Origin of the sequence: Stenotrophomonas sp. 24(2023) (assembly GCF_030913365.1) — a bacterium.
Lineage (GTDB): Bacteria > Pseudomonadota > Gammaproteobacteria > Xanthomonadales > Xanthomonadaceae > Stenotrophomonas.
In genome coordinates this window covers 171,690-183,890 of the sequence record NZ_CP133160.1, presented here as the reverse complement: position 1 = coordinate 183,890, position 12,201 = coordinate 171,690, and the positions used below count along the sequence as shown (strand labels likewise).

General features: G+C 69.0%; 11 protein-coding genes. 6 read left to right on the top strand and 5 right to left on the bottom strand.

The genetic code is table 11. The features are described from left to right. The first annotated feature begins 130 nt into the window (after positions 1-130). Both Q9R17_RS00845 and Q9R17_RS00840 read left to right on the top strand, forming a co-directional pair. On the top strand, positions 131-2,515 hold the full coding sequence (locus tag Q9R17_RS00845) for a GH92 family glycosyl hydrolase (RefSeq protein ID WP_308156584.1): 2,385 nt from the start codon (positions 131-133) through the stop codon (positions 2,513-2,515). A gap of 161 nt (positions 2,516-2,676) precedes the next feature. Beyond that, positions 2,677-3,096, top strand: coding sequence for a hypothetical protein (locus Q9R17_RS00840; protein ID WP_308156583.1), 420 nt, complete (start codon positions 2,677-2,679; stop codon positions 3,094-3,096). Between the two features lie 25 nt (positions 3,097-3,121). Here Q9R17_RS00840 and Q9R17_RS00835 read toward each other — a convergent pair whose 3' ends face one another. Then, entirely contained in the window at positions 3,122-3,970 is an 849-nt protein-coding gene (locus Q9R17_RS00835) for a LysR family transcriptional regulator (RefSeq protein ID WP_308156582.1), read from the bottom strand. A 163-nt stretch (positions 3,971-4,133) separates the two neighbouring features. On the opposite strand from Q9R17_RS00835, the gene Q9R17_RS00830 reads away from it, so the two are divergent. After that, positions 4,134-5,258 carry an agmatine deiminase family protein gene (locus Q9R17_RS00830; RefSeq protein ID WP_308156581.1) on the top strand — a complete coding sequence of 375 codons (1,125 nt, stop codon included), beginning with the start codon at positions 4,134-4,136 and terminating at the stop codon, positions 5,256-5,258. A 34-nt stretch (positions 5,259-5,292) separates the two neighbouring features. Here the strand turns inward: Q9R17_RS00830 and Q9R17_RS00825 are convergent, their stop codons facing one another. Further along, a complete protein-coding gene (locus tag Q9R17_RS00825) occupies positions 5,293-5,835 on the bottom strand; it encodes a thioesterase family protein (RefSeq protein ID WP_308156580.1) in 543 nt (180 codons plus the stop codon). Positions 5,836-5,903: 68 nt separating this feature from the next. On the opposite strand from Q9R17_RS00825, the gene Q9R17_RS00820 reads away from it, so the two are divergent. Next, positions 5,904-6,479 carry a TetR/AcrR family transcriptional regulator gene (locus Q9R17_RS00820; RefSeq protein ID WP_308156579.1) on the top strand — a complete coding sequence of 192 codons (576 nt, stop codon included), beginning with the start codon at positions 5,904-5,906 and terminating at the stop codon, positions 6,477-6,479. A gap of 116 nt (positions 6,480-6,595) precedes the next feature. Here the strand turns inward: Q9R17_RS00820 and Q9R17_RS00815 are convergent, their stop codons facing one another. Beyond that, complete coding sequence (locus Q9R17_RS00815; protein ID WP_308156578.1) at positions 6,596-7,387, bottom strand: SDR family oxidoreductase; 792 nt, start codon at positions 7,385-7,387, stop codon at positions 6,596-6,598. Positions 7,388-7,498: 111 nt separating this feature from the next. Between Q9R17_RS00815 and Q9R17_RS00810 the strand changes: the two genes are divergently transcribed. Next, a complete protein-coding gene (locus Q9R17_RS00810; RefSeq protein ID WP_308156577.1) occupies positions 7,499-8,446 on the top strand; it encodes a GlxA family transcriptional regulator in 948 nt (315 codons plus the stop codon). A gap of 30 nt (positions 8,447-8,476) precedes the next feature. Here Q9R17_RS00810 and Q9R17_RS00805 read toward each other — a convergent pair whose 3' ends face one another. After that, the gene (locus Q9R17_RS00805) at positions 8,477-8,893 is read right to left on the bottom strand and encodes an organic hydroperoxide resistance protein (protein WP_308156576.1); all 417 of its coding nucleotides are present in this window, start codon (positions 8,891-8,893) and stop codon (positions 8,477-8,479) included. 235 nt (positions 8,894-9,128) lie between these two features. On the opposite strand from Q9R17_RS00805, the gene Q9R17_RS00800 reads away from it, so the two are divergent. Further along, positions 9,129-9,812 (top strand): hypothetical protein, encoded by a 684-nt coding sequence (locus tag Q9R17_RS00800; protein ID WP_308156575.1) that lies wholly within the window; start codon positions 9,129-9,131, stop codon positions 9,810-9,812. 139 nt (positions 9,813-9,951) lie between these two features. Here the strand turns inward: Q9R17_RS00800 and Q9R17_RS00795 are convergent, their stop codons facing one another. After that, positions 9,952-12,075: a TonB-dependent receptor gene (locus Q9R17_RS00795; RefSeq protein ID WP_308156574.1), complete on the bottom strand. Its 2,124-nt coding sequence runs from the start codon at positions 12,073-12,075 to the stop codon at positions 9,952-9,954. Positions 12,076-12,201: the final 126 nt, after the last annotated feature.

Below are 12,201 nucleotides of genomic sequence, written 5' to 3'. Positions count from 1 at the left end.
TGCTGGACGTACCGGTGACGTGATGGCGTGCCGGCAACCGTGACCTCCGGCCTGTCGCCGGGCGCGCGCACTCGTACTACTCTCGGCGGGTTCAGGCGCGTGGTGCGCCTCCCTTCCACTGGAGTTGTCGATGTCCCGTTCGTTGCTGGTCGTCGTTTCCGCTGTATTGACCCTGGCCCCCGTGCCCTTGCTGGCCGCCAAGGCACCGGCCCAGGACCTGGCCGCCGAGGTCAATCCCTTCATCGGCACCACCAATGCCGGCAACGTTTACCCGGGCCCGACCGTACCGTTCGGCATGGTGGCCTTCAGCCCGGAAATGACCGCGTTGCCGGGCAAGCGGTTCCCGATCGCCGCACCCGGTGGCTATGAGTGGCGCGCCAATGGCGTGCGTGGTTTCAGCCTGACCCATGTCAACGGCACCGGCTGCACCGGTGCCAGTGGTGATGTTCCGATCATGCCGGTGACGCTGCCGGTGGAGGTCTCGCCCTCCTCGGTGGATGCGATCACCCGCTACAGCAGCCTGCTCGACCATGCCAAGGAAGCGGCCAGTCCGGGTGCCTACAGCGTGACCCTGGACAACGGCGTTGCCGTGGAGCTGGGCGCGACCGCGCGCACGGCCGTGGGCCAGTTCCGCTTCCCGGCCGACAAGCCGGCCAACCTGCTGTTCCGCACCTCCGACAGCGAAGTGGGCAGCACCGATTCGACCATCATCATCGACCCGTCCACGCGCACCGTGCGCGGCACGGTGACCAGCGGCAACTTCTGCGGCTACCTGGCCGAGGACCGCCGCGAGAGCTATTACACACTGCATTTCGTGGCCGAATTCGATCAGCCGTTCGACGTCGGCGGTACCTGGCGCGATGCCACGGTGCAGGCCGGCGCGAAGGAAGGCGGTGGCGGCACCACCTATGGCACGCAGGGCCATCCGCCGGCCGGCAAGGGCGCCGGTGGCTGGATCAGCTTCAACCCCAGGACCAGCCCGGTGGTGACTGCACGCATCGGCATTTCCTACGTGGATGAAGCCGGCGCGCGCGCCAACCTCGGCCGCGAAGCACCGGTCGGCACCACCGTGCAGCAGGTGCAGGCCGCCACGCGCGAGGAATGGAACCGCACACTGGGCCAGGTGAACATCGGCGGTGGCAGCAAGGACGAGCGCACCGTGTTCTACACCGCGCTGTACCACGCACTGCTGGCGCCGAACCTGTTCAGCGATGGCGATGGCCGCTATCGCGGCATGGACGGCAAGGTGCACGCCCTGTCCAAGGGGCAGAAGGCGCAGTACGCCAATTACTCCGGCTGGGACGTGTACCGTTCGCAGCTGCAGCTGGTCACCCTGCTCAAGCCGCAGGTCGGTTCGGACTTCGCCCAGTCGCTGCTCAACCAGGCCGACCAGAATGGTGGCGTGTGGGATCGCTGGACCCACCTCAACGGCGCCACTGGCGTGATGAACGGCGATCCGTCGCCGCCGTCGGTCGCGGCGATCCATGCCTTCGGTGGCCGCAGCTTCGACCTCAAGCGTGCCTATGCATCGCTGAAGCAGGCGGCCACCGTGCCGACCGAGCGTGACCTGAGCCGCCGCGGCTGCCCGGTGCTGTGCGTGGGCCAGCGCCCGGGCCTGGACCAGTGGATGGCGCTGAAGTACATGCCGGTGGGTGCGCCGGGCTGGGGCACCGCCTCGGACACGCTGGAGCTGGTGGCCGCTGATTTCGGCCTGTCCGAACTGGCCCAGGCCGCCGGTGACAAGGCCGGCGCAGCCCTGTTCCGCGAGCGCTCGGGCTGGTGGCGCAACCTGTTCAACCCGCAGGCGACCGCACACGGCGGCTACATCCAGCCGCGCAATGCCGATGGCAGCTGGCCGGCGTTCGACCCGGCGCAGGAAGACGAATTCGTCGAAGGCAGCGGCGCACAGTACCTGTGGATGGTGCCGTTCGATCCGGCCGGCCTGATCGCCGCGCTGGGCGGCCGCGAGGCCAGCATCGCGCGCCTGGATGCCTTCTTCCGCAAGGAAAACGGTGAGTGGGCGGTGACCAAGTCCGGCCCGCTGCATGCCGAACTGGACAACGAACCGTCCATCGGCGCGCCGTGGCTGTACAACTTCGTCGGCCAGCCGTGGAAGACGCAGGAAACCGTGCGCCAGGCGATGCGCCAGATCTGGACCAACACGCCGCAGGGCATGCCGGGCAACGACGACCTGGGCCAGATGTCCTCGTGGTACGTGTGGTCGGCACTGGGCCTGTACCCGCTGTACCCGGGCCGCGCGGATCTGGTGATCGGCAGCCCGCTGTTCCCGGAAGCCACGATCAACCGCCCGGGTGCGACCATCCGCATCACTGCACAGGGCGCCGCGATGGATGCCCCGTATGTGCAGGGCCTGCGCGTGAACGGCAAGGACAGCCAGGACAGCTGGCTGCCGGCCAGCTTCGTGCACAAGGGCGGCACGCTGGACTTCACCCTGGGCCGTGAGCACAACGCGCAGTGGGGCACCACCGCGCCGCCGTCGTACGGCCCGAAGTAAGTGATCGATACCGGCCGGGCAGCGTGCCCGGCCGGTGCATCCGGGGCACCTGGAATAGCTGGCCCGCGCATTCCCGCAGCAGCACCGCGCCACGCACGCGGCATGGACACGGGAATCTGTTAGCCTGCGCGCAATGCAGGCTGCAGCCGGGAGGACCGCGCATGGAGATTCCGCAGGATGTCTACGACCACGTTGTAGGCGTCGCCACTGAAATGGCCAACGCGTCCAGCCATGGCGATACGCGCAGCCAGTGGCGGCTGCACGACCAGCTGCGGCAGTACTGTGATGCGCTGGCGGTTGAGGGCCGTGACCACCCGTTCCTGTGGGAGACGCTGGGCGATTTCACCAGCGACAGCGGCGTGGCCATCAGTTACTACGAACGTGCGTTGCGCCAGGCGCAGCAGCTGGGGCTGATCGAAGGCGAAGCATCGATCCTGCTGGAGCTGGCACGCCGCCATGTCGATCTGGCCGAGCCCGAGCGCGCCTATGAACTGGCCCGGCGCGCCGATGCCGCTGCACGCCAGACCGATGACCTGGACCTGCGGCGGGAAATCAGCCAGTTCCTGCTGGAACAGTCATGACCGGGGCGAGGGCCGCCGCGCGAGGCTACGCGGGGTCTGCGCTGGGCAGCTGGTCCAGCACCCACGCGCAGAAGCTGCGCACCAGCGGGTCACGCGCGCTGTCATCGTGCAGCAGCCAGCTCCAGCGCGGACCCTGCACATAGCCCGGATCGAGCGGCAACAGCTGCCCACGGGCGCGCGCCGGCGCGGACAGCAGTTCGCTGACCAGCGCGATACCCAGCCCCTGCAGGGCGGCGTCGAGCAGCTGCCCCGGCTCGGAAAAATTCAGACCTTCGCGCTGCTGGCCGACCGCCATGCCGCCCTGGACCTGCCACTGGCTCCAATCCATTTCGCGCTCGCCATGCAGGGTGGTGCGCGTGGCGGCCGGCAAGGCCAGCACATCCGGATGGCAGGCGGGATACAGGCGGTCCTGCCACAGCAGGCGGTGGCTGCATGCGGCCTGCGCTTGCAGGTCATCGCGCAGGGCGATGTCCAGCGTCTGCGTGGCCATGTCGGGAGGGTCTTCGCTGGTCAGCAGCCACAGATCGGCGTGGGGGTGCTGCCGGCGGAAGTCGCCCAGTCGCGGCACCAGCCAGTGGCGGGCGAAGGCCGGCGTGGTGTTGACGATCAGCTGGTTCGGCTTGCGGTACTGGTCGAGCCGGCGGATGCCGCTGGCCAGCTGCCGCAGCAGCGATTGGGTGGTGGCCAGCAGGTCATGGCCGGCATCGGTGAGGCTGACGCTGCGCCCCTGCCGGAAGAACAGCGGCTGCTCCAGGAAATCTTCCAGGCCGCGGATCTGCTGGCTGATGGCCGATTGGCTCAGGTGCAGTTCCTCGGCGGCGCGGTGGAAGCTGCCCAGCCGGGCGGCGGCCTCGAAGCCGCGCAGTGCATTCAACGGTGGCCAATGCGTGCGCATGATTGATAAGAAAAACTGATCTCGTGTGCGCTGAATCTATCGTTTGTCTGGCAGCCCCAGCAAGCGCAGCATGGGCCTGTCGCTTGCCGCCCGGCCTGCCGGATGCATCAGCTGGGCTTCACCATCCGTGTTGGAGATCGTCATGTCTACCCGTCGTCACTTCCTTGGCCAGCTGGCCGGCGCTGCCGGTATCACCGGTGTGGCCGCCCTCGGGCTGGCCAGCCTGCCCGCGCCGGCGAAGGCCGCTACCGGCGGCTGGCGCATGCCCGATGAGCACGGTGCACAGGACCGGGTGTTCCTGGCCTACGCCGCGCAGCCGCAGGTGTGGGGCGAGCAGGCCGATGCAGTGAACGCAACGGTGGCGCGGCTGGCCCGCACCCTCGCGCGCTACCAGCCGGTCAGCGTGCTGTGCCGCCCGGCGCAGCGCCGGCAGGCGCGGGATCGCTGCGGTACCGACAACATCGAACTGCTGGAGGTGGCGCTGGACGATATCTGGGTGCGCGACTACGGCGGTTGTTTCGTCGTGGACGGGCAGGGCGGCCTGGGCCTGGTCGATGTCAACTTCAACGGCTGGGGCGGCAAGCAGCGCGCGCGCAATGATGGCGCCGTGGCGGCGTGGCTGGCCGAGGTGACCGGCGCCACGCTGCTGGGCAGCGATCTGGTGGGCGAGGGCGGTGGCATTGAAGTGGACGGGCAGGGCACCGCCGTCCTGACCGAAAGCTGCTGGGTCAACCGCAACCGCAACCCCGGCTGGTCGCGGGCCGATATCGAAGCGGAGCTGAAGCACCACCTGGGCCTGCGCAAGATCATCTGGCTGCCGGGCATTGCCGGGCAGGACATCACCGATGCGCACGTGGATTTCTACGCGCGCTTCGTGCAGCCCGGCGTGGTGGTGGCCAACCTGGACAACGACGCGCAGTCCTACGATTACGACCTGACCCGCGAGCACCTGCAGATCCTGCGCACGGCCACCGATGCCGATGGACGCCCGCTGCAGGTGCACGTACTGCCACCGCCGCTGCACGGGCGCGACACCGTGCACATGCGCGACAACGAGGATATGGCGCGCGGCTACATCAACTATCTGCCAGTCAACGGCGCGGTGATCGCCCCGCAGTTCGGGGATGCGCAGGCCGATGGCCACTGTCGCGAGCTGTTGCAGGACCTGTATCCGGGGCGGCGGATCGAGCAGCTGGACATCGATGCCATTGCCGCCGGCGGGGGCGGCATCCACTGCGTGACCAAGAACATGCCGCGCGTGGACTAGCGTTTCAGTGACTGGCGCGTCAGTGATTGGCGCGTCAGTCGTTGTCGCGCTTCAGCGCCGCATCGGCAGCAAGCAGCGCCTCGGCAGCTGCGCTGAGCGGGGGCGAATCCACCATCGGTACGCCGATGGCCGCCATCATCTGTTCCATGGTGACGAAGGCGCGCTTGCGGCGATCGTAGATGCCGGTCATCAGCACCGCGCGGGTGGCGATCTTCTCTTCGCCCAGCAGCACGCGCTGCTCCATGATGATGCGCGTGCCGACCCAGCCGGCCAGGCGGGTTTCCAGGGTGAAGCGCTGGAACGGCCGCAGCTCGCGGCGGAACTGGATGGAACCGGCGCTGACGATCGGTGCCCACTTCTCGCGCCAGGCCACCTTGCCCAGCCCCATGCGCAGGATCAGGTCCAGCCGGCCCAGGTCGAAGATCGTCCAGTAGCGGCCGTTGGTCATGTGCAGGTTCGAATCCAGGTCGTTGGGCAACACCCGGAACGGCAGGCGCGATACCCCGAACGGGGCCTCCAGCCGGGGCCGGAAGAAGCTGCGCAGCAACAGGTTGAGCAGGCGGAACCACAGATTCATGCTGTTATGACGACCGTTATAGTTGGTGGTACGCTAATTCATGACGCCCCTGCTGGCAAGGAACCGCAATGAGCCCACGCCACTCCGATGCCCCCCAGCGCGTGGTCGAGGCCGCCGCGGACATGCTGGCGCGGGTGGGCTTGAACGCGACCAGCATCCGCGAGGTGACCAAGGCGGCCGATGCGCCGTTGGGGTCCACCTACCATCACTTTCCCGGCGGCAAGCAGGAGCTGCTGGCGCGTGCGACCGCGCAGGCCGGTGACAAGGTCGATGCGCTGCTGCAGCAGTTGCTGCGTGCAGGGGCCGAAGAAGGATTGCGCCAGTTCCTGGCGCTCTGGCGCGAGCGGCTGATCCGCTCGCAGTTGCGTGCCGGTTGCCCGGTGCTGGCCAGTGCCGTGGAAGAGCCCAGCGAGGGCGGGCCGGGCATCGCCCGCGATGCGGCCGCCGAAGCGTTCGCGCGCTGGGAACAGCGGCTTGCCGAGGCGCTGCAGCGCGATGGCCACGGCCAGGTGCAGGCACAGCAGCGTGCCACGTTGCTGATTGCCGGCGTGGAGGGGGCGGTCGCCCTGTCGCGCGCGATGCAGGACATCGCCCCGTTCGACCGCGTCAGCGCACAGCTGCTGCGCGTGGTGGCGGCACGGTAGATCCACGCCATGCGTGGATGATCGTTGCCGTTGTAGAGCCACGCCATGCGTGGGTGCATTCCCCGTGGCCCGGATGGATGCCTACAACCGCTGCACCCATCCGGCCACCCATCGGCTTATGCCGCGTAGCGCGCGGCCACGGTCCTGCTCGACAGCTTGCCGGTCAGGCCTTCGCGTGCCGCTTCATAGGCCTCCAGCAGCTCGCCTTCGTGCAGCGACGGCACGGTGATGAACTCGCCACGGTCGAAGCCCACCAGCGAGGCGTCCACCAGGTTCTCGGCGGTCATCACGATGGCCGGGTCGAGGTTGCTCACCGGCAGCCCGCCCACGTCCCAGAACTCGGTGGCAGTCGCTCCGGGCAGTACAGCCTGCACGTGCACACCGGTGCCGGCCAGTTCGCGCTTGAGCGAGCGGCTGAAGGCCAGCAGGAACGCCTTGCTGCCGCCGTATACGCCGTTGAGCAGTTCCGGTGCCAGCGCCACGATCGAGGCGATGTTGATGATCGCGCCCTGGCCGCGCTGCACGAAGCCCGGCACGGCCGCATAGGCCAGGCGGGTCGGTGCGGTGACGTTGAGGGTGATCAGGTTGGTCATCCGCTCCACGTCGCTGTCCAGCAGCGAGGTGTGGGTGCCGATGCCGGCGTTGTTGACCAGCAGGCGGATGCTGGCGTCGTCGCGCAGCTTGGCTTCGACCACGGCCAGTTCGGCCGGCTCCACCAGATCGGCCGCCAGCACTTCCACGGCACGGCCGGTGCGGGTGCTGATGTCGGCCGCCAGCGTGTTCAGCCGGGTGCGGTTGCGGGCGACCAGAATCAGGTCATAGCCACGCTGGGCGAGCCGGTCGGCATAGATGGCGCCGATGCCGGAGGAGGCGCCGGTGACCAGCGCGGTACCAAGGGAAGTGCTCATGGCGGTGTTCCAGGGAGGGGCGGGGGATTCCGTGGGGCCATGGTGCGCTGCTGGCGGGATGGCTGAAAGGACGTATATAGTCATGATTCCTGCCATGACCGGATTCCTGCCATGCACCGCATCGGCTACCTGCTCGCCGACGGCTTCCAGATGATGGGGCTGGCCAACCAGACCGTGTACGAACTGGCCAACCGCGCGTTGGGCCAGCCCTTCTACACCGTGCAATGCCATTCGCTGCAAGGGGGACTGCTCAGCCCGACGTTCGGCCCGGCCATCCAGACCCGTGCGCTGAGCGCACGCAGCCGCGCCGATACCTGGATGGTGCCGGGGGTGATCGATCCGCTGGGCCAGCCGGCCGATCCGCAACTCGTGCAGCGCTTGCGGCAACTGGCGCCGCACGCGCGGCGCACCGTCGGCCTGTGCACGGGCGCGTTCGTGCTGGCCGACGCGGGGCTGCTGGAAGGCCGCCGTGCCACCACCCACTGGGGCTTTGCCGATGCCCTGCAGCGGCGCCATCCCGGCATCGCGGTGGAGCCGGACCGGTTGCACATCGTGGACGGCCCGATCTGGACCTCGGCCGGCATGACCGCCGCGCTCGACCTGGCGCTGGCCATGGTCGAAAAGGATCTGGGGGCGGAGGTCGCGCGCCGCGTGGCGCATTCGCTGGTGATGCACCAGCAGCGTTCGGGCGGGCAGAGCCAGCACTCGGAAATGCTGAAGCTGGCGCCGAAATCCGATCGCATCCAGCGCGTGCTGGAGCATGTGCGTGGCCACCTTGCCCAGCCATTGGGCGTGGAAGAGCTGGCCGAGGTGGCGAACCTGAGCCCGCGCCAGTTCAGCCGCGTGTTCGTTGCGGAAACCGGGCAGTCACCGGCCAAGGCGATCGAGGGCCTGCGCCTGGAAGCGGCGCGGTTGATGATCGAAAAGAGCCGCCATCCGCTGGAGGTGGTCGCGCGCGAGAACGGCTTCCGCGACCGGCGCCATCTGCGCGAGGCGTTCCTGCGTGGTTTTGGTGTGCCGCCCCGGGCGGCGCGCAGCGAGGGCCGCAAGGCGGGGTGACCGCCCTGCGGCGTCGGCAGCAGCCGGGCCTCAGGCCAGGCTCAGCTGTACATCGATGTTGCCGCGGGTGGCCTTGGAGTACGGGCAGGTCTGGTGTGCGGCGGCGATCAGCGCCTCTGCCTGCTCACGCTCCAGCCCGGGCAGGTGCACGCGCAGGCGTGCCTGCAGGAAATAGGCATCACCGCCCATGCCCAGATCCACCTCGGCATCCACCGCGATGCCGGCCGGCACGGCGATCTTCGCGGCAGCAGCGGCCTTGGCGATCGCGCCCATGAAGCAGGCCGACCAGCCGGCCGCGAACAGCTGTTCCGGATTGGTGCCGGCGCCGGTGCTGCCGGGCGGGGTCAGGGTGATGTCCAGGCGGCCATCGTCACTGCGCGCGCTGCCGTTGCGGCCCCCCACGGTGTGGGTGCGGCCGGTGTAGAGGACGTTCTCGATCTGGGACATGGTGGCGGTTCCTGCAGGGCGCTGCCGGGATGGCAGCCGATGCCGGGCAGGATGGGCGCGCCGTGTAGCCCGGGCATGTCCGTGCCGGGCGGGTTTTGTATCCCACTGTAGGCCGGGGCGGGAAGGGGATTGGAAAAGGGGGGTGGAAAAGATGGTTAGAAAAGGTCGTTAGAAAAGGTCGTTAGAATCGGCCGTGCGTACCCCGCGCGGCCCAGGCAAGGATGTCTGCAGGGTGATGGACGATCGATCCCGCCAGAACGAGGTGGCGCTGCGCACGGCACGCGGCGAACAGATGACCCGCACGCGTTCCTACCTGCGGCGGTACGGCTGGCCACGGCTGCGCATGACGGTGGTGGTGGTGCTGACCGGGGCTGCCGGTTTCCTGTCGTCACACCTGCTGCGCCTGGCCGGGCTGGACAGCATGATGCTGCGTTATCCGCTGGCGGTGCTGCTGGCCTACCTGGTGTTCCTGCTGCTGATGTGGCTGTGGGTGCGCCTGCAGGGGCAGGCAGCGGAGCTGCTGGGAGGTGACGGTAGCGGTCTGCCCGGGGCGGATGGTGGCAGCGGCGGTCATGCCGGGGCCGGCGGACGCTCGGGGGGCGGTGGCGCCTCGGCATCGTGGAACGAGCCGGCGGCACCGGGCGGCAACACCGGTGCGGCCACGGGCGGCACGGCGGGCGAGGAGACCTCGCTGCTGGAACTGGCCGACGGCGAAGCCGGCATTCCGGTGCTGATCCTCGTGGTGCTGCTCAGCGTTGTGGGGGTGGCGGTGGTGGCGACCTCCTGGGTGGTCTGTTCGGCCCCGGTCTTGATGGCCGAACTGCTGGTCGATGCGGCCATTGCCGGCGGCCTGTACCGGCGCACACGCGGCCTGCCGGTGCAGGGCTGGTGGCGCTTGTGTCTGGCGCACACGTTCTGACCGCTGCTGGGCCTGCTGGTGTTCTTCGCCGCGCTGGGCGGGATCGCCGGACAGATGGCGCCGCAGGCGACCACGCTGCAGCAGGTCTGGCAGGCACGCTGACGGGCCGGCAGCGGTGCGTTGCCGGCCCGCAGGTGCGTCAGTCGAAGCGCCAGCTGAGGCCGGCATACACGCCGCGACCATCGCCCGGTGTCGAGCGGGCCACGTCCTTGCCGGCGTCGTCGTAACCGGGGGTGACGGTGGCGGCGTAGTGGCGGTTGCCGATGTTGCGCAGCTCGGCCCACGCCTGCCAGCGCCCGCTGGGCGCATCAAAACCGATGCGGGTGCCGAAGATCAGGTGGCTGTCGGCCCAGTAGCTGTTGGCGTAGTCCACCGCGATGCGCGAGGCGTACTCGGTGTTGACCCCGGCATACAGGCCCGAAGGATGCTGGTAGCGCAGCTCGCCCTGGTAGAGGTGCCGCGGCAGGCCGGGCAGCATGTTGCGGCCGAAGCGTGCATCGTGGCGGTAGCGGAAATCGCTGAAGGTATAGGCCTGGCGCAACGACAGCACGCCGGCGCTGCCCTGCCAGAGGGTGCTGTCGAGCCCGGCTTCGATGCCCCGGTGCGCGGTGGGGCTGGCGTTGTTCTCGGCCACGAACAGGTTCGGCACCGGCTGCAGCTCCACGCTCAGCAGTTCGTGCAGCACGCGGGCGGAATAACCGGTCAGCTCCCAGCGTCCGATCGCGCTGTCGCCGCGCGCACCCAGTTCCAGCGTGGTGGCGGTCTGGTTGACCAGCGGCACCGGCGCGCGCTGGCGGCCGCTGGACGCACCGTAGCCTGCAGGGAAATACCTGTTGGAACCCCAGATCATCGACCACGGGTGCGGCGCTTCGACCGAGCGGCTGAGGTTGCCGAACCACTGCACCTGCGGCGAGGCCTGCCAGGTGAATCCCAGGCGCGGGGCGTAATCCCAGGTGCCTTCGTTGATGCGGCCGTCGCTGGCCGGCCAGGTCACCTGCACGTCGCGGCGCGTATGGATCGCGGCCAGGCCGGTCTGCAGGCGCAGCGTGTCGGTCAGCGCCAGGTCATTGCCCACGTGCAGCACGCTGTCGGTGCCGTGGTGGCTGAAATCACGCGTATGCGTGCCAGCCGGGTAGCCATTGCTGGCAAAGCGCAGCGTCTCGCGCACATCGGCATCCAGATCGTGGGTCACCCGCAGGCCGAGCGTGGTGACGCTGTCACGGCCGAACAGCGTGTGCCGGTGCGTGTAGTCCAGCGTGGCGTTGAGGTTGGCGTAGTCCAGCTGCTGGCGGTACAGGCTCTCGTTCAAGTCCATCGGGTAGCGGTGATAGGCCAGCCCGGCCTGCAGCGTGTTGCTGTCGTCGATCGTCCAGGTGGTGGTGTTGCCGATCCAGGTGCTGCCCGGCTGCGGGCGGCGTGCATCGATGGCCAGGTTGGCCGGGTTGGCGGCGTGCGGATCATTGCGGATCTGTGCGCGGGTCAGGCGCCCGGGCGTTTCGTGGTCGGTCTCGCGGTAGCGCACGGTGAAGCGCGTTTCCAGCTGCGGGCTGATCTGCCAGCCGATGTTGGCCACCGCGCCCTTGCCATCGCCCTTGCCATGGCGCTGGTAGCCATCGAAGTCGGTGTCGGTGTAGGCGAAGAAATAATCGACATCGCTGCTGACGCCGCCGTAGCTGGCGCTGCGCTTCTGGTAGCCGCGGCTGCCGGCTTCGTAGTGCAGTTGCAGGCCTGCGCTGTCGCGGCCACTGCGGGTGACATAGTTGATGGCACCGCCCAGCGCCAGGGCGCCGCGCTCGAAGCCGTTGGCGCCGCGCAGCACTTCCACGCGGCCCAGCCACAGCGGCTCGAGCAGTTCGTAGGGGGTGCCGCCGGGGCCGGTCAGCGGCAGGCCATCGAGCGAGACGGCAATGCCCGAGGCATGCGCGCCGGGGCCGCGGTTGATGCCCGAGCCACGGATGGACACCTTGACGCCCTCGTTGCCCGGCGACTGCGCACTGATGCCCGGCTGGTAGGCCAGCACATCGGCGGTGCCGCCGATGCGGCCTTGGCCGACCTGGGCCAGGTCGATCACGTTGCCCGCGCCGGGGATGCGCTTCAGCGCGGCGCGGGCCTGTTCGATGTCGGTGGCGGCGGTGACCTTGACCGTGTCCAGCGTGGTGGCCGGATCGGCCGACGCGGCGTGGACGGGGCTGGCCAGGACGAGGCCGAGCGAGAGCGGAAGCACGGCCAGGGCCGGCTGCGAACGGGGGGGAATCAGGGGCATGCGCGGTACGAAGGAAGCGGGGGAGGCGGCTTGATGGGCCGGAGACGGCCTGTAAACCGTGATTTGGCGCGAGAAGTTAACAGTTCATGCCCGCCTCGTCACCCTTCGCCGCCGCAGGGTGTGCTG